Raw genomic sequence first — 15,810 nt, 5'->3', positions numbered from 1 at the left:
TGTTCTCCAATACGCTCAGCCGAGTACCTCGTAGCGAACCGTGAGCGCGCCGACGTCGACCGAGGCGATGGTCGCGAAGGCGGCACGGGACAGGTCGAGGCAGCGGCCCTCGATGAACGGGCCACGGTCGTTGATCCGCACGACGACGGACTTGCCGTTGCTCGGGTTGGTCACCCGGACCTTGGTGTTGAACGGCAGGGTCTTGTGCGCCGCGGTCAACTCGTTCGGGTTGAAGGACTCGCCGTTGGCGGTGAGCTGCCCGTCGGAGTAGAAGGACGCGCCACACGATCCGCTGTCGAGGACCTTCGCCGCCGCCGTGGTCTTCTTCGCCCTGGTGGGGCTCGGCTTCGGCGACGCGGTGCGGGCCTTGCCCCGGGAGGCGGCCTGCGGCGACCGACTGGCGGACGGAGTGGCCGTCACGCTCGGCGTCGCGGCGGCACTGGCGCTCGGGGAGGCGCTCGGGGAGCCGGGGGTGGGGCTGCCGGCAGTGGTGGGGGTGAAGTCGAGGGCCGCCTGCTCCGACCGGCCGGGGCCCGACGTGAGCTGGACGGCGCCGACCGTGCCACCGACGGCCAGGGCGACGCCGACCGCCGCGGTGGCCACGATGCCCGCCGGAGAGGAGAAGATGCGGGTACGGGAGTGCCTACCTGCCACCGGCCCGGTCCTTTCGTCGACTGAACAAACCGGGTCGGACCGTAACGAGAGAAGCACTTCCGAAGTCAACGTGATCATGGTGGTATGCCAGGATTTGCCCCGGTAGCTATAGCCGATCATCCGAGTCGGGGTGGGTCGAGCGGCCCAGGTGCGGACGCGCCGAGCGCCCGTGCCGCACGATGAACCGATGCCCACCGAACTGACCGGACGCCTGGCCGCCCTGTTCCGCTGGATCGACCCCGGCCCGGGTGCCAGCCACCTGGTCAGCGACATCTCCGGCTGGTGGCGCGACCCGACGGTCCTGGCCGAGCTGGGACCGGCCCTGGTAGCCCCGTACCGGGAGGCCCGACCGACCGTGGTGCTCGCCCCGGCGGTCACCGGCCTGCTGCTCGGACCGCTGGCCGCGACCGCCCTCGGGGTCGGCTTCGTGGCCGCCCACAAGCCCGGTGACGGCAGGTTGCCCGCCGGCCCACTCACCTGGGCGCAGAGCCCACCGGACTACCGGGGCCGACGGGTCGACCTGGCCGTACGGGACCGGCACCTCGGCCCCGACGACCGGGTGCTCGTGGTGGACGACTGGGTACGCACCGGGGCCCAGATCCGCGCCCTCTACGACATCTGCGCCACGCGCGGCGCGCAGGTGCTCGGCACGGCCGTGGTGGCCGTCGACTGCCCGCCGGAGACCGCCACCGCTCTGCGGATCACGGGTCTGATCACCGGCGGGGAACTGCCGGGTTGACTTGAAGTGCGCTTCACCTTCGACGATCGACGCATGAGCGACGGAATCCTCGACGAGGCGTACGAAAGGCTGCACCGCACCGGCCCCGAATACGAGGGCTGGCTCTCCAACCACGGCCCGATGGCCGTCGAGGCCCTGGCCCGGCACGGACACGAGCGACAGGTGCACCGCTGGCTGGACGACTACCTCACCCGACTGGACGAGCTGCCCCGCGGGCTGCGCCCGATCGACGACTGGCGGGCGGCGCTGGGCGACGCGAAGCGGGCCGGCGACTGGCTGGACTACTTCGACCGGCACCTGCGCGAGCAGCCGTGGCGGGACGTGCTCGGCACCTGGTGGCCGCGACTGCTGCCCGGCATCGCCGCAGGCGCCACCCACGGGGTGATCCGGGTCGGACACGCCGTACGCGCCCTGCACCTGCACGGGGCGAACCCACCGCGGCTCACCGAACTGGGCCAGGCTCTCGGGTACTGGGCGGCCCGTTGGCAGCCGGTGCCCGGCGCCGACCGACTGCTCGCCCCGGCCCCGTCGGGCCACCCCGACGTCGCCGAGAGCATCGACCAGGACGGCCCGGACGTGGTCGCCGCGCTGGCCGGGCTGCCCCGCATCGACGACCGGACCGGAGGCATCCGCGAGCGGTTGGGTCGGCTGGCGGGCGTACCCCGGTGGGAACCGGCGCTCGCGGCGCTGCGCCCCGCGCGGACGCCGGGCGAGGCGGAGCGCGGGCTCGGCACGCTCGTGTACCGCGCCGGCCTCGACTACCTGCGCTTCGGGCACGCCGAGCCGGTCATGCTGGTGCACGCCGTCACGGCGCCGACCGCCGTGCTGCGTACCCTGCCGGCACTCGACCGGGCGCTCTGGGCGCCGAGCCTCGCCGCGGCCTGGGCCGCGACGGCGGCCGTGACCTCGGTGTACGCCCCGAGCGACGCGGTCGCGCCGCCGTCGGTCGCCACCGGGACCCCGGCGGAGGTCTTCGCGCGGGCGGTCCGGCACGGCGACGCGCACGTGGTCAAGCTGGCCGATGCGGTCCTCGATGCCCACGCGGCCACCGGTGACCAGCGGTTGCTCGACGCCGCCGGCTACGCCGTGCAGTTGATCTGAGCCGCGCCGGGGGTGGATTACGGCGGCGCGTCCGATCGCACTGGCCTAGCCTCGGCAGGATGTGGCCTCGGATCGGTGACCTGCGCACGCTCGCCCTCGGCACGCCGGGCGAGCTGCGGACGACCCTGAACACGCTGGTACTCGCCGGGGTGAAGACCGCGACTGCCGGTCGGCTGGCCGAGTACGCGCAGGAGGGCGAGGAACTGGAGCGGATCGGCGAACGGCTGGCGCTCGTCGACGACGACGACGCGTTGGCCGGCGTCATCGAGATCACCGGCGTCGAGGTGGTCCGCTTCGGCGACGTGCCCTGGGATTTCGCCCGGGCCGAGGGCGAGGGCGACCGCTCGATCGAAGAGTGGCGGGCGGGACACGCGGCCTACTGGGCGCGGCTCGGCACACCCGTCGACGACGACACCCCGATCGTCTGCCTGCGCCTGCGGCTGGTCTCCGGCGGCGAGGGCGGCGTCGCCACCGGGGACCTGGGCACCTGAGCCGGCGCTAGCCGCGCAGCTCGGGCAGCAGTCGGGTCGCCACGTCGACCAGGACGGCCTCGTCGCCGGCGTACCAACTGCTCGCGCGCGGCCAGTGCGTCACCACGTCGGTGAAGCCCAGCTCCGCGGCCCGGCCGACCTGGTCGGCGAAGAACTGCGCGCTGGTCAGCGAGAACACCGGCGCGGAGTCCAGCAGGAGGTAACGGTCCAGCGTCGCCGGATCGCGGCCGGCCTCGGCCAGCGTCCGGTCCATCCGCGCCGACAGCGTCGACACGCTGGCCCACCAGCTCGCCAGGTCGTTGTCGTCGCCGGTGCCGGTGGTCACCCACCCCTGTCCGAAGCGGGCCACCAGCCGCATCGAGCGTGGCCCGTTGGCGGCCACCACGAACGGCACCCGGGGCTGCTGTACGCAACCGGGGTTGTTTCGGGCGTCCACTGCGGCGAACCAGTCACCCCGCCAGGTGGTGCCGTCCTGGCGCAGGATCAGATCCAGCAACTCGGTGAACTCGGCGAAGCGGTCGACCCGCTGGCGCGGCGGCAGCGTCTCGCCGCCCAGCACCGCCGAGTCGAAGCCGATGCCACCCGCACCGAGACCGAGCAGCAGTCGACCGCCCGACACGTCGTCCACGGTGGTGATCTGGCGGACGAACGCGGCCGGATGGCGGAAGTTCGGCGACGCCACGAGCGTGCCCAGTCGAATCCGGGACGTCACGGTGGCGGCGGCCGTCAGGGTGCTCATGGAGTCGAACCACGGTCCGTCGACCAGGTCGCGCCAGCCCAGGTGGTCGTACGTCCACGCGTGGTCGAAGCCCCACTCGTCGGCCTGCCGCCAGCGCTGCTGCGCCTGGCTCCAGCGCTGGTCCGGCAGGATCACGATGCCAATCCGCATGATCGCCAGCCTACCGGGGGCGGGATGTGGCTCAGGTCACAGCAGACCCGGGTAGGGGTGTCCTGATCGACTCCGACCTCACTGCGAGCAGGCACCCGAGGGGTGCCGCCCAAGTAGGAGAGAGACGACATGACGAAGGTGACCGCGCAACTGTCGGTGTCCCTGGACGGGTTCTACGCCGGCCCACAGTTCGACGGTGACGGCAATTGGATCGACTCGGCCGAGGCCGCCGGCTTCTTCCGGATCACCCGCTGGGCCACCGAGGCGGCAGCCTGGCGCGAGCGGCAGGGCTTCGCCGGTGGCGAGCGCGACGCCAACTCCGACGTGCTGGCCGAGACGTTCGAGGCGGCCGGCGCGTACGTCATGGGCCGGCGCATGGCCGACGGTGGCGAGGTGCCGTGGGGCGAGGAGCCGCCGTTCCGCGCACCGGTCTTCGTCGTCACACACCGGCCCCGCGAGACCCTGAGGCGCGGCGGTGGCACGAGCTTCACCTACGTCACCGACGGCGTGGCCAGCGCGGTCGAGCAGGCGCGCGCCGTGGCCGGTGGCAAGAACGTGGCCGTGGCCGGAGGCGGCAGCCTCGTGCGACAGGTACTCAAGGCCGGTCTGCTCGACGAGTTGGAGTTGCACGTCGTACCGGTCGTGCTCGGCACCGGCCTGCGGCTCCTCGACGCCGACCTCGACCTCGGCGACAAGGAGGCGATCGAGCTGACGCCCACCCGGGTCATCCACACGCCGCAGGTCACCCACATCCGGTACGTGGTGGACGGTCGCGCCGCGCTCGTGCTCGACGACCGGGGCCGCGGCGGCGGCCCGACCACTACCACCAACTGACATCACGGGGGATTTTCATGCCACAGCTACTGCGGGTGCAGTGCTTCAACGTCTCGCGCGACGGCTTCGGGACCGGGGAGGGGCAGAGCCTGGAACGACCCTTCGGTCACGCCGACCCCACCCCGCTGTTCTCCTGGCGTGCCGCCACCGCCAGCTTCATCTACCGCACCGAACCCGGCGGCAGCCGGGGCCTGGACGACTACCTGACCCGCGACGCCGAGAACAACATCGGCGCGGAGATCATGGGTCGCAACAAGTTCGGCCCCCAGCGTGGGCCGTGGGAGAACCACGAGTGGCAGGGATGGTGGGGAGACAACCCGCCGTTCCACACGCCGGTCTTCGTGCTCACCCACCACGTACGACCGTCGTTCACCCTCGCCGACACCACGTTCCACTTCCTGGACGCCACGCCCGCCGAGGCGCTGACCCGGGCGAAGGAGGCCGCCGGCGGTCGGGACGTACGCCTCGGCGGCGGGGTGGCGACCATCCGCGCGTTCCTCGACGCCGACCTGGTCGACACCCTGCACATCGCCGTGGCGCCCGTCGACCTGCACCGGGGCGAACGGCTGTGGGACAGCCACACCGACCTGCTCGACCGCTTCCACCTGGATACGGTGCCCAGCCCCAGCGGCGTCACCCACCTGCTGTTCTGGAGGCGGTAGTCGCGCCGGCGCAAACGCCCGCCCGTCCGGAGGCCCGCCCGTCCGTCCGCCCGTCCGTCCGTCCGCAGATCTTGGACAGTTTCCGTTAGCACGGAACGGAGACTGTCCAAGATCTGCAACCTACGGCACCGGTCGATCCCGGGGAGCCGATGACAGCCGCGTCGAGGGCCGGACGGGCCTGCGCGTCACTCGGCCGCACCTAGCGGCTCGCCAGGGTCACGAGCAGTGTCGTCGCGGCCGCCACCAGTCCGGCGAGGGCGGCCACCAAGCCGGTGACGTCACGGATCCATTCGCGCGCGCTCCGACCCCGATCGCCACCGTCCGGGCTCTCCTGCCTCTCCGCCACTATCGCCTCCCATCGCCCTGCATCAACAGGAACGCAGCATGCCGCTCTGCCGGCGAACCCGCGAACACCTGTGGAAGACCCGCCGACTATCCACAGACACGCAACGCACTACTCTGATCACTTAAGGTGCATTGAGCGATGGGGGTCGATGTCCCGATCTCGCGCGACCTCGGTTGGCCCCCTGCTGTCCTCGCCCGATGGCACGCGCTGGTGCTCCCTCGCCGGCCCGGCACCGATGGCGGAGCCCTATAGACGAGCACCGGCCATGATCGGGAAACTTCCCGGATGGAACCAACACAGACGGCGCTCATCGTGCCGATACCCGAGGCCGAGGAAGCGGTGGGCCGGTTTCGGGACTCTCTCGACCCGGCGGCCTCCTGGGGCGTGCCGGCGCACGTGACCGTCCTCTACCCGTTTCTACCGCCGCAGCAGATCAACGACCAGGCCCTGACCGTGCTGCGAAACACCATTGCCGGCATACCGCGGTTCGATGTCGCGCTGACACACATCGGCTGGTTCGGTGACACGGTCGTATGGCTTGCACCGCAACCGGACCGTCCGTTCGTGAACCTCACCACGGCGGTGTGGCAGCGGTTTCCCGAAACCGCGCCCTACGCGGGAGAGCACACCGACGTGGTGCCGCATCTGACCTTCGGCCAGGACGCCCCCCAACCCACACTGAGCCGGGCCGCGGAGACCGTCTCGGCGCAGCTGCCGATCCGCGCGGCCGTCGACATGGTTCGCCTCATCGCCGGAACGCCGGGCCTGAGCCCTTGGCGCACGGTCTGCGAGTTCCCGTTGGGGGCGGATCTCCTCGTGGGGCAGTCGTAAACCGACCAGCCTCCCGGAACGGGATGAACCACAGCGGCGTTGGTGCGCAAGGCGGGGTTCGAGGTCTTCCAACGGCCTGGAGTGACCACTGTCGACCCCGGCTACCGGCCCGCTGATGGCCCGTCGATGCCCACGAATCCGGTTGCCGGGGGACCGATGATGGTCGTGATGACGACACGACGAGCTGAACGCGATCAGGCGAGTCTTGAGCGGCGGCTGGAGGTATTGAGGCTGCCGGTTGTGCCGCTGGAACGTCATGGATTTCTGACGCCCGTAGACCGCGCGGATATGGAGAGCGAGCCCGAGGCGGTCGGCGTTGGGCCCGATGGCACGGCTCTCGCCGTCTGGTCCCACCGGACGGCCTCCCGGCGCAAGCAGGTGACCGGGCATCTCGGTGGCAACGGAGTCCGGATTGTCGGCGCCATCGATGTGGATACCGACCTTCGCGTGTCGTTCGTGCAGCCGCTGCCGGAGGGGCGGGTCCTGCTCGCGGCAGCTCGCGCCAGGTCCGGTGTGATCAACGGTGAGGTATGGACACGCGACGGCGATCTGGAGCACCGAGGCCACCTCGGTGACGCCATCGAGGAACTTCAGACGACGCCGTCCGGCAAGGTGTGGGCTGGATATTTCGATGAGGGAGCGTTGGGCGGAAGCGGGCCGGAGGGACACGGTCTAGCCCGGTTCAACCAGGACCTGACCGTCGACTGGCTCTACCCGCACGACGCGGGGCTTCCCTACATCTCTGACTGCTACACGCTCAACCTGCACGGCGAGACTGCCCACTTCTGCCCTTACACGGATTTCCATATCCAGTCGGCGTCGGGCGACAAGGTCACGGATTGGGGGGTGTCTCCCTATCGGTCTGGGCACAGCATGCTGGTCAGTGGCGCGGACCGAGCTCTTCTAGGAGGCTGGGGTCCCGAGTACGACGTCGTGACGCTGCTGCGCATCGGCCGAGACGGCGTGCGCCGCATCGGCGGGCAGTGCCGCCTCGTGCTGCCCGACGGTGTCGAAGCACAGCGTCTCCGCTACACCTGCCGGGGCGGCGACCTGCACGCCTTCACCCGTGGCACGTGGTACCGCACCAGCATCGACCAGCTACAGGCTGTTGCATCCGGTTAATTGACAGGCATTGATTGATGCGGTCAACTGGCGACGTCCGTATCCCCCGGCCCACCCAGGAGGACCCCGTTGCGTACGCTCCTGACCCTCGCCGCGGCCGTCTGCGCCGCCGGTGCGCTGGCCGTCCCCGCAGCGGCGGCGCAGGCCGACCCGGCCGACGCCTGCGCCGGTACCGTCCAGATCCAGTCGCTCACCTTCGACCCGCCGCGAGGGGTTCCGGGCCAGGCCGTCACCGCCACGGCCGTCGGGCAGAACTGCACCGCCCAACAGCAACAGGTCTCCACGGTGATCTACGCCCGGTTCGTCGGCTCCACCCCCGGCATCCCCACCGGCTGCCGGGCCCTCGACCCACTGCCTGGCCGGGCGGTCACCGTCGATCCGGGCGCGACCTTCATCTGGAGCATGGGTTACCTGGTGTCCTCCGGCTGTACGGCCACCGGCCTGGAGGTCACGGCCCGGTTAGAGGACGAAGCCACCGGCGCCCTGCTCACCCGGACCGCCACGGTGTCGATCGACCCGCCGCTGGCGGCGCCCTGCGCCGTGAGCTACCGCACCGGGAGCGAGTGGCCGGGAGGCTTCACCGCCCAAATCACGATCAAGAACACCGGCACCGTGCCGATCAACGGTTGGACGCTCAGCTTCACCTTCCCCGGTGACCAGCACATCGCCCAGTCCTGGTCCGCCGACGCCCAGCAGAGCGGTGCCACCGTCACGGCCCGGAACCTGAGCTACAACCCCCTGGTGGCGCCGGGCGCCTCGGTGGTCTTCGGCGTCCTGGGCACCTGGCAGGCCAGCGACGCGGCACCGATCGCGTTCACGCTCAACAACGTCGGCTGCGCCGCCGGGTAGCCCGCGCACCGGACTGCGGGGCGTCTGGGCGGCCAGGCGCCCGGGGGGCCACCACCCTGTCTCGGCCCTCTGGAACCACGGAAGCCCTGGCGGGACCATCGGTCCTGACCAGGGCTTGCGTGCGTGGAGCGGGTGACGGGAATCGAACCCGCACTGTCAGCTTGGGAAGCTGATGTTCTGCCATTGAACTACACCCGCGGGCGGCACCACTGTACCCGAGTCGCCGCACCGGTGCACCCAGCCACCCCGCCCCCACTCACACCCGGAAGAAGTTTCCAGACGGCAACATATGGTCGTTCTCAAATGCGTCGATGGGTTGTAACGTCTGCCACACGTTCTCAGCCCCGGCGTGACACACCCCCTGTCGCGCCGCCAGAAAGAGGTGGGCCCATGGGACCCCGTCCCAACCTGCTGACCCGGCGTGTCGCCGGTGTCGCGTCGACGACCCTCGCGCTACTGCTCAGCACCGCTGCGGTGGGTGTCGTTCCGGCCGCTTCGGCCTTCTCCGCGGCACCGGGCGGCGCCTGCGCGGAGCCGGCCGGCAGCCACGCCAACGCCCGGGCGAAGCCCGGTGCCGGCGCCATGCACGAGCCGAACGAGCTGACCGCCAAGCAGGTCCGTGAGCGGGACGCCGACCTCGCGGCGGCGTTGCGCGAGCGGGCCAACTACCGGGCCGGCGCCGGCGCGACGACGCTGGCAGCCACCGTCACCATCCCGGTGGTGGTGCACGTGATCCAGGAGAACAGCACCCGGGCCGGCGGCAACATCCCCGACTCGATGATCACCTCACAGATCAGCGTGCTCAACCAGGCCTACGCGGGCGGGACCGGCGGCGCGGCCACCGCGTTCGCCTTCCGGCTCGACAAGATCAACCGGGTGACGAACCCGTCCTGGTACCCCATTGTCGACGGCTCGTCCGCCGAGCGGTCGATGAAGTCGTCGCTGCGGGTGGGCGGCAAGAACACGCTCAACATCTACCTCGGCGAGTTGAGCGACGACCTGCTGGGCTGGGCCACCTTCCCGCAGCGGAACCTCAGCAGCATGGACGGCGTGGTCGTGCTGGGCGAGTCGCTCCCGGGCGGCACCGCCACCAACTACAACCAGGGCGACACCGGCACCCACGAGGTGGGCCACTGGCTGAACCTCTACCACACCTTCCAGGGCGGCTGTGGCGGCTCCGGCGACGGTGTCAGCGACACCCCGGCCGAGGCGTCCCCGGCGTACGAGTGCCCGACCGGACGGAACACCTGCTCGGCGACCGGCCTGGACCCGATCACCAACTTCATGGACTACACCTACGACTCGTGCATGTACCAGTTCACCGCGGGTCAGGCGAGCCGCATGCTGACCGCATGGAACGCGTACCGCGCGGCGTAGCTCTCCTCGCGTACACCAGGTGCCGGCTCCGTCGACGGAGCCGGCACCGGCGTTTTTCCCCAGGACCGTGGTCAGGCGGCCGTGCACTGGACGTCACGGCTGCGACGGGTCGGGCGCGTCTGCGGTACGGCCGCGGGCGCGGTCGCCGCGGGTGGGGTGTGCGGATCGAGCCAGACCTGGACGGCCGGGTGCCCGACGGCGATGCCCAGGCCGTGCTGGTCGCGACGGGTCAGCATTGCCACGTCGACGGTGAACTCGAACAGCCGCCAGTCGACCCGCGGCTCCGCCCGGGCGCTCTGCGCCAGCCGGGCCACCCGCACCGGGTCGGTGACCGGCCAGGCGTGGCCCGCCACGTACGCCTCGTCGTCGCTCTCCTCCGGCGGGAACGAGTGCAGCGCGTATCGGCCGTCCCGTTCGAGGTCACGGCGCTTCGGCGAGTCGATGATGAAGCAGAACAGACCCTCGTCGGTGATGACCGGGGAGACCGGATGGACCCGGGGCCCACCGTCGGCACGGACCGTGGCCAGGTAGCCGAAGCCCGGCCCGTACTGCTGCAGGAGAACGCGGATGCCGTCGGCGAGGCGGGGCTCGTCTGCGGCGAAATCGGACCAGGAAGCCATGCGGGCATTCTATCGAACAAATGTACGAGGAGCGACCTCGACACGCTGGTCACCGCCCACCTCGCTATGGTGGTCCGATGCTGCTCTCCGACCGTGACCTGGTCTCCGAGATCAAGGCCGGCACGCTGGGCCTGGAGCCGTTCGAGCCCACCCTGGTCCAACCCTCCAGCATCGACGTACGACTCGACCGGCTGTTCCGGGTCTTCAACAACCATCTCTACACCCACATCGACCCGGCCATGCAGCAGGACGACCTGACCTCGGTGGTCGAGGTGCCCGACGGCGAGCCGTTCGTGCTGCACCCGGGGGAGTTCGTGCTCGCCTCCACGCTTGAAGTGATCTCGCTCGGTGACCAGCTCGCCGGCCGACTGGAGGGCAAGAGCTCACTGGGCCGCCTCGGGCTGCTCACCCACTCCACCGCCGGGTTCATCGACCCGGGCTTCTCCGGGCACGTCACGCTGGAGCTGTCCAACGTGGCGAACCTGCCGATCACCCTCTGGCCGGGCATGAAGATCGGTCAGCTCTGCATCTTCCGACTCTCGTCGCCGGCCGAGCACCCGTACGGCTCGGTGGTCTACGGGTCGCGTTACCAGGGCCAGCGGGGGCCGACGCCGAGTCGCTCCTGGCAGAACTGGCGCGCCTGGCCGACGCGGTAGCGGCCGTTCCCACCGGGAGCTAAACGACGAAGGGCCCGCCGCGAGCGGATCGCGACGGGCCCTGACCGTGTCCGGCGTCGGTCAGCCGGGTCGGCCGTAGCTGTGGATGGGCCCGTCGTCGACCCTCTTCATCTTGACGGGCACACCGGCCTGGGAGGCGTGCACCACCCAGCCGTTGCCGACGTACATGCCGACGTGGTGGATGTCGCTGTAGTAGAAGACCAGGTCACCGGGGCGCAGGTCGCCCTTGCTGACGTTCCTGGTCACCCGGCTCTGCGCGGCGGCGTTGTGCGGCAGCGACACACCGGCCTTCGCCCAGGCGGCCAGCATCAGACCGGAGCAGTCGTACGAGTTCGGCCCCTCGGCGCCCCACACGTACGGCTTGCCGATCTGGGCGCAGGCGAACTTGACCGCGATACCGGCACCGCCTCCGGGGTAGCTGGCCGGGCAGGGCGCGGGGCGCAGCGGACCGCCGCCGCCGTTGCCGTACACCTTGAGGCGCAGCTTCTGCAGCCGGTCGATCTCCTCGTTGATCTGCTTCTTCTTCGCCGCCAACTGGGCCTCGGTACGGGTCAGCTGGGCCACCATCTCGTCCAGCGGCGCCTTCTGCCGGGCCAGCTCGTTGCGCAGGTCGGCGACCTGACGGACGTCCTCCTGCTGGTTGTGGGCGAAGCGGTCGAGCATCTCGAGCTGACCGACCATCTCGCTGGGCGACCGGCTGCCGAGCATCGTGTTGACGGTCGACAGGTTCTCACCCATGTACGCCCGGACGGCCAGCGCGCTGACCTTGTCCATCGCGGCGTCGACCTGGCGCTCCAGCGGCGCGATGCGGGCGGCGAGGGCGTCGGCCTGCTTGCGCTTGAGGGCCAGGTCGGTACGGGTGGCGTTGTGCCGCTCGATGATCGGTTCGAGCTTGTTCCAGTCCTCGTCGATCTGTCGTTCGATCTCGGCGACGGACGGGTCGGCGTGGGCCACCGTGGCGCTGCCGGTCAGGACGACGGCGACGCCGACCAGGGCGGCGAGGGCGGTGGTGAAGCGGGACCAGCGTGGACGCGGCACGGTCGACGTCGGGTCGGCCGGAGCCGACCGTCCGGACGACGGCCGCGGGGCTTGGAGGGCCACCGGGTTCCGTACTCCTTCTTCCTGACCGCCTACCGGGTTAGCTGACGGGTTCGGGCGGGAAGTGGGCGCCCTACCGCAGTGACTGCGGATTCACCCCGGGGAACGTGGGTCCCCGGCTCGCTCGCGAGCGACTCGGCGGTGTCGGTCCGTTACCGCCCGGGGTGGGCAGACCTGCTACCGGGCCGACGAATGACCAGAGTAGAGACGGCCGTTACCGATCCGCAACCCGTGCGGCCGTGACACTCCGTACCGATCGGAGCGGTCCATCGAGCGGAGGTGAAGGTTTCTTTCCGCATGTTTTGATACATGGAAAGGTATTGACGCGGACTCCCGGGCGGCGCGAAGGTGACCGGACCGACACCAGTTCACATGTAGGGAGTTCGATGAAACGTCCGACCCTGCTCGCCGTCGCACTCGTCACCGCCACGGCGGCCGTGCCGCTGCCCGCCGGCCCGGCCTCCGCGGCTCCCATCACGGACCGCCAACAGCAGTACGCCGCCGCCGCGACCGAGTACGGCGTACCCGTCGGCGTGCTGCTCGGCGTCTCCTACCTGGAGTCCCGCTGGGACAGCAACGCCGGCACGCCGAGCACCAGCGGCGGCTACGGCCCGATGCACCTGACCGACGCCCGACACGTGGCCGCCCTACCCCGGCGCGGCCACCACGACACCCCGGGAGAGGACCCGCGCGGCGACGACTCCCGTCGCGCTCTCGCGCCCGCGCCCGCCACCGAGGACGCGCCCCCGACCGCCGCGCTACAGACCGTGGACGCGGCCGCCACACTGACCGGCGCCACCGTCGAGGCGCTACGCACCGACCCGGCGACGAACATCCGGGGCGGGGCGGCGCTGCTGGCCGCGTACCAACGGGAGGTCGGCGCCCCGGTCGGAGCCGGCACCGACCCGGCCACCTGGTACGGCGCGGTGGCCCGCTACGCCGGCGCGGACAGCGCCGACGCCGCGGCGGCCTTCGCCGACGAGGTCTTCACCACGATCGGCGCGGGCGAGACGCGGCTGACCGACGACGGCCAGCGGGTCACGCTGCCGGCCCGCGCGGTACGACCCGAGCGGTCCTGGCTGGACCGGCTCGGCCTGCGACAACTCGCCCGCCCGGACGGGTTGGAGTGCCCCCGCACCGTGTCCTGCGAGTGGATCCCCGCCCCCTACGCGGCATTCGGCGACGGCGACTACGGCAACCACGACCTGTCCGACCGGCCCGGCCGGCAGAAGATCGAGTACATCGTCATCCACGACACCGAGGCGAGTTGGGCGACCACCCTGCAACTCGTCCAGGACCCGACCTACGTGAGCTGGCACTACTCGCTGCGCTCGGTCGACGGGCACATCGCCCAGCACGTCCGGACCAAGGACGTCGCCTGGCACGCCGGCAACTGGTACGTCAACGCCAAGTCGATCGGGTTGGAACACGAGGGCTTCGCCGCGCAGGGCACCTGGTACACGGAGGCGATGTACCGGACCTCCGCGAAGCTCGTCCGCCATCTCGCGCTGCGGCTGGGCATCCCGCTGGACCGCCAGCACATCATCGGCCACGACAACGTGCCCGGGACCACCGCGTCGACGGTACGGGGGATGCACTGGGACCCGGGGCCCTACTGGGACTGGACGCACTACTTCGACCTGCTGCACGCCCCACGCCTGGACACCGGCACCCCGGCCACCGGGCTGGTCCGGATCGACCCCGACTACGCGACCAACCAGCCGGCGTTCACCGGATGCGTCACCCCGGGAACACCGTGCGCGCCGCGCGGCTCCTCGTCGGTGCTGCTGCGCACCGCGCCGTCGGCGGACGCGCCGTTGGTCAACGACGTCGCGCTGCGCCCCGACGGCACCCCGAACACGATGGACGTGTCGGACCACGGCGCCCGCGCGTCCGCCGGCCAGACGTACGCGCTGGCCGGTCGGGAGGGCGACTGGACGGCCATCTGGTACCTCGGCCAGCGGGCCTGGTTCCACAACCCGGCGTCCGCCCCGACCGCGACGTGGACCGTCGGCCTGGTGGTCACCCCGAAGCCCGGCCGGGCCACCATCCCGGTTTACGGGCGGGCGTACCCGGAGCAGGCCGCCTACCCCGCTGGTGTGCCCTACCAGACGATCTCACCGTTGCAGTACACCCTCGCCGCCGGCCAGCGGTACGCGGTCGGGGCGGTGCTGCCGGGCGAGTACTACCGGGCCAGCACCTTCGACGGGTCCTCGCCCGGCGACTGGACGGTGATCCGGGGGCAGAACCGGTACGCGCAGATCCAGTTCGGTCACCGGATCATGTACGTCGACCTCGCCGACGTGCAGCTCCTGCCGTCCCCGGTGGGCGCACCCCGCTGAGAACTACGACGGCCCCCGGTCGAGGTGACCGGGGGCCGTCGTCGTGCGTGGGGAGAGGTCAGCCAGGTCTGCGGAACCCGGCGACGGGCATCGTGTTGATGCTGGACACCTGCACCGGTTTGCCAGCACGTGGGGCGTGCACCATCAGGTTGTTGCCCAGATAGAGCCCGACATGGCTCAGACCGGAGTAGAAGAAGACCAGGTCACCGGCGCGGGCGTCGGCGCGTGAGACGGCCTTGCCCTCGTTCCACTGATCACCCGTGTGGTGGGTGAGGTAGATCCCGGCCGACTTGTAGGCGTACTGGGTCAGGCCCGAGCAGTCGAACGCGTTCGGACCGACGGCACCCCAGACGTACGGATCGCCGACCTGCTGGCAGGCCGTCTTGATCGCCTTTTGTGCCGCCACGGAGACCACACCGTTGATGGTCGGGCAACCGGCGGTCTTGACCGTGGTCTTGGGCATCGACGCCTCGAGCTTTTTGATCTCGGCGTCGATCTGCTTCTTCTTGGCCGCCAGGTCGTTCTGCTGCTTGGTCTGGGTGGCGATCAGCGCGTCCAGCTTCTGCTTCTCGGCGTCGTACTTGGCCCGGACGGCGAGCACACCCTCGACCTGCCTGCGCTCCTGTGCGGCGAGCCGGTCGAGGAGGGTGAGCTGCTCGGTGAGCGTGTCCGGCTTGGCACTGACCAGCAGCGCGCCGATCTCCTGCGAGGGGCCCGACATGTAGTAGCGGGAAGCGAGGTCACCGACGCGGTTGAGCGCCAGCTCGCTCTGCAGGGCCAGCGGCTCGATCTTCTTCTGCAGCGCGGCGGACTTGCTCTTGTTGACCTTCAGCTGCGCCCGCACCTTGTTGTACTGCTCGATCGTGGGCTCCAACTGCTCCCACTTCTTGTCGATCTGCGCCTCGATCTCGTCGACCGTCGGCTCGGCCTGCGCCGGCACGGCGAGCATTCCGGCACCGACCGCGGCTGCCGCGACCAGCACGAGCAGACGGTGGGCGACCTTGCGCAGACCGCCCGGTCGAGCAGGCAGTCCTGGTGCGTGACGATGAGGGGGCATGGTTGCCACCGGCACCGACTCCTTTGCAACCGACCGCCGGGCGCCTCGCTTGAGGGAAGGGCCGAGGCAGACGACCCACAGCGGTCGGTGCACCACATTAGGGAAGCGTCGGACCGGAATC

General features: G+C 70.7%; 17 protein-coding genes, 1 tRNA gene and 1 riboswitch. Of the genes, 11 read left to right on the top strand and 7 right to left on the bottom strand.

The annotated features are described in order from the left end of the window. Positions 1-15 precede the first annotated feature (15 nt). The gene (locus ACTFTM_RS01585) at positions 16-654 is read right to left on the bottom strand and encodes a septal ring lytic transglycosylase RlpA family protein (RefSeq protein ID WP_449564106.1); all 639 of its coding nucleotides are present in this window, start codon (positions 652-654) and stop codon (positions 16-18) included. A gap of 187 nt (positions 655-841) precedes the next feature. Between ACTFTM_RS01585 and ACTFTM_RS01580 the strand changes: the two genes are divergently transcribed. From ACTFTM_RS01580 to ACTFTM_RS01570, 3 genes are read left to right on the top strand one after another with little or no spacing between them, the layout of a single operon-like run. Next, positions 842-1,393 carry a phosphoribosyltransferase family protein gene (locus ACTFTM_RS01580; protein WP_449564105.1) on the top strand — a complete coding sequence of 184 codons (552 nt, stop codon included), beginning with the start codon at positions 842-844 and terminating at the stop codon, positions 1,391-1,393. A 33-nt stretch (positions 1,394-1,426) separates the two neighbouring features. Further along, the gene (locus tag ACTFTM_RS01575) at positions 1,427-2,494 is read left to right on the top strand and encodes a questin oxidase family protein (protein WP_449564104.1); all 1,068 of its coding nucleotides are present in this window, start codon (positions 1,427-1,429) and stop codon (positions 2,492-2,494) included. A gap of 59 nt (positions 2,495-2,553) precedes the next feature. After that, complete coding sequence (locus ACTFTM_RS01570) at positions 2,554-2,985, top strand: ASCH domain-containing protein (RefSeq protein WP_449564103.1); 432 nt, start codon at positions 2,554-2,556, stop codon at positions 2,983-2,985. Positions 2,986-2,992: 7 nt separating this feature from the next. Here the strand turns inward: ACTFTM_RS01570 and ACTFTM_RS01565 are convergent, their stop codons facing one another. Beyond that, positions 2,993-3,874, bottom strand: coding sequence for an LLM class flavin-dependent oxidoreductase (locus tag ACTFTM_RS01565; protein WP_449564102.1), 882 nt, complete (start codon positions 3,872-3,874; stop codon positions 2,993-2,995). Positions 3,875-4,003: 129 nt separating this feature from the next. Here ACTFTM_RS01565 and ACTFTM_RS01560 point away from each other — a divergent pair, with 129 nt between their 5' ends. Beyond that, positions 4,004-4,708: a dihydrofolate reductase family protein gene (locus ACTFTM_RS01560; protein ID WP_449564101.1), complete on the top strand. Its 705-nt coding sequence runs from the start codon at positions 4,004-4,006 to the stop codon at positions 4,706-4,708. A gap of 17 nt (positions 4,709-4,725) precedes the next feature. Further along, positions 4,726-5,370 (top strand): dihydrofolate reductase family protein, encoded by a 645-nt coding sequence (locus tag ACTFTM_RS01555; protein ID WP_449564100.1) that lies wholly within the window; start codon positions 4,726-4,728, stop codon positions 5,368-5,370. A 199-nt stretch (positions 5,371-5,569) separates the two neighbouring features. On the opposite strand, the gene ACTFTM_RS01550 is transcribed toward ACTFTM_RS01555, so the two are convergent. Beyond that, a complete protein-coding gene (locus ACTFTM_RS01550; RefSeq protein ID WP_449564099.1) occupies positions 5,570-5,716 on the bottom strand; it encodes a hypothetical protein in 147 nt (48 codons plus the stop codon). Positions 5,717-6,028: 312 nt separating this feature from the next. On the opposite strand from ACTFTM_RS01550, the gene ACTFTM_RS01545 reads away from it, so the two are divergent. From ACTFTM_RS01545 to ACTFTM_RS01535, 3 genes are all read left to right on the top strand, one after another. Further along, the gene (locus ACTFTM_RS01545) at positions 6,029-6,547 is read left to right on the top strand and encodes a 2'-5' RNA ligase family protein (RefSeq protein WP_449564098.1); all 519 of its coding nucleotides are present in this window, start codon (positions 6,029-6,031) and stop codon (positions 6,545-6,547) included. An 81-nt stretch (positions 6,548-6,628) separates the two neighbouring features. Further along, positions 6,629-7,669, top strand: a complete 1,041-nt coding sequence (locus ACTFTM_RS01540) for a hypothetical protein (RefSeq protein ID WP_449564097.1) — start codon at positions 6,629-6,631, stop codon at positions 7,667-7,669. Positions 7,670-7,738: 69 nt separating this feature from the next. After that, a complete protein-coding gene (locus ACTFTM_RS01535) occupies positions 7,739-8,518 on the top strand; it encodes a cellulose binding domain-containing protein (protein ID WP_449564096.1) in 780 nt (259 codons plus the stop codon). 124 nt (positions 8,519-8,642) lie between these two features. On the opposite strand, the gene ACTFTM_RS01530 is transcribed toward ACTFTM_RS01535, so the two are convergent. Then, a tRNA-Gly gene (locus ACTFTM_RS01530) sits at positions 8,643-8,716 on the bottom strand. A 192-nt stretch (positions 8,717-8,908) separates the two neighbouring features. On the opposite strand from ACTFTM_RS01530, the gene ACTFTM_RS01525 reads away from it, so the two are divergent. After that, positions 8,909-9,895, top strand: a complete 987-nt coding sequence (locus ACTFTM_RS01525) for a zinc metalloprotease (RefSeq protein WP_449564095.1) — start codon at positions 8,909-8,911, stop codon at positions 9,893-9,895. Positions 9,896-9,966: 71 nt separating this feature from the next. Here the strand turns inward: ACTFTM_RS01525 and ACTFTM_RS01520 are convergent, their stop codons facing one another. Then, positions 9,967-10,515 carry a pyridoxamine 5'-phosphate oxidase family protein gene (locus tag ACTFTM_RS01520; protein ID WP_449564094.1) on the bottom strand — a complete coding sequence of 183 codons (549 nt, stop codon included), beginning with the start codon at positions 10,513-10,515 and terminating at the stop codon, positions 9,967-9,969. Positions 10,516-10,592: 77 nt separating this feature from the next. Here ACTFTM_RS01520 and dcd point away from each other — a divergent pair, with 77 nt between their 5' ends. After that, positions 10,593-11,171: a dCTP deaminase gene (dcd, locus tag ACTFTM_RS01515; RefSeq protein ID WP_266247661.1), complete on the top strand. Its 579-nt coding sequence runs from the start codon at positions 10,593-10,595 to the stop codon at positions 11,169-11,171. A gap of 81 nt (positions 11,172-11,252) precedes the next feature. Here the strand turns inward: dcd and ACTFTM_RS01510 are convergent, their stop codons facing one another. After that, positions 11,253-12,293, bottom strand: a complete 1,041-nt coding sequence (locus ACTFTM_RS01510; RefSeq protein ID WP_449564093.1) for a C40 family peptidase — start codon at positions 12,291-12,293, stop codon at positions 11,253-11,255. A gap of 12 nt (positions 12,294-12,305) precedes the next feature. Next, positions 12,306-12,441: riboswitch (cyclic di-AMP (ydaO/yuaA leader) on the bottom strand. A gap of 235 nt (positions 12,442-12,676) precedes the next feature. Here ACTFTM_RS01510 and ACTFTM_RS01505 point away from each other — a divergent pair. Beyond that, complete coding sequence (locus tag ACTFTM_RS01505; RefSeq protein ID WP_449564092.1) at positions 12,677-14,632, top strand: N-acetylmuramoyl-L-alanine amidase; 1,956 nt, start codon at positions 12,677-12,679, stop codon at positions 14,630-14,632. A 58-nt stretch (positions 14,633-14,690) separates the two neighbouring features. Here the strand turns inward: ACTFTM_RS01505 and ACTFTM_RS01500 are convergent, their stop codons facing one another. Next, positions 14,691-15,704 (bottom strand): NlpC/P60 family protein, encoded by a 1,014-nt coding sequence (locus tag ACTFTM_RS01500; protein WP_449564091.1) that lies wholly within the window; start codon positions 15,702-15,704, stop codon positions 14,691-14,693. Positions 15,705-15,810: the final 106 nt, after the last annotated feature.

The organism is Micromonospora sp. RB23 (genome assembly GCF_053585025.1).
The sequence above is the reverse complement of the archived record's forward strand: the minus strand, read 5'-3'. Positions and strand labels throughout refer to the sequence as shown.

Excerpts from the sequence above, each read along its gene's own strand:
- ACTFTM_RS01505 (WP_449564092.1), top strand. The coding sequence starts at position 12,677 with ATGAAACGTCCGACCCTGCTCGCCGTCGCACTCGTCACCGCCACGGCG.
- ACTFTM_RS01570 (WP_449564103.1), top strand. The coding sequence starts at position 2,554 with ATGTGGCCTCGGATCGGTGACCTGCGCACGCTCGCCCTCGGCACGCCG.
- ACTFTM_RS01525 (WP_449564095.1), top strand. The coding sequence starts at position 8,909 with ATGGGACCCCGTCCCAACCTGCTGACCCGGCGTGTCGCCGGTGTCGCG.
- ACTFTM_RS01555 (WP_449564100.1), top strand. The coding sequence starts at position 4,726 with ATGCCACAGCTACTGCGGGTGCAGTGCTTCAACGTCTCGCGCGACGGC.
- dcd (WP_266247661.1), top strand. The coding sequence starts at position 10,593 with ATGCTGCTCTCCGACCGTGACCTGGTCTCCGAGATCAAGGCCGGCACG.
- ACTFTM_RS01580 (WP_449564105.1), top strand. The coding sequence starts at position 842 with ATGCCCACCGAACTGACCGGACGCCTGGCCGCCCTGTTCCGCTGGATC.
- ACTFTM_RS01560 (WP_449564101.1), top strand. The coding sequence starts at position 4,004 with ATGACGAAGGTGACCGCGCAACTGTCGGTGTCCCTGGACGGGTTCTAC.
- ACTFTM_RS01565 (WP_449564102.1), bottom strand. The coding sequence starts at position 3,874 with ATGCGGATTGGCATCGTGATCCTGCCGGACCAGCGCTGGAGCCAGGCG.
- ACTFTM_RS01575 (WP_449564104.1), top strand. The coding sequence starts at position 1,427 with ATGAGCGACGGAATCCTCGACGAGGCGTACGAAAGGCTGCACCGCACC.
- ACTFTM_RS01520 (WP_449564094.1), bottom strand. The coding sequence starts at position 10,515 with ATGGCTTCCTGGTCCGATTTCGCCGCAGACGAGCCCCGCCTCGCCGAC.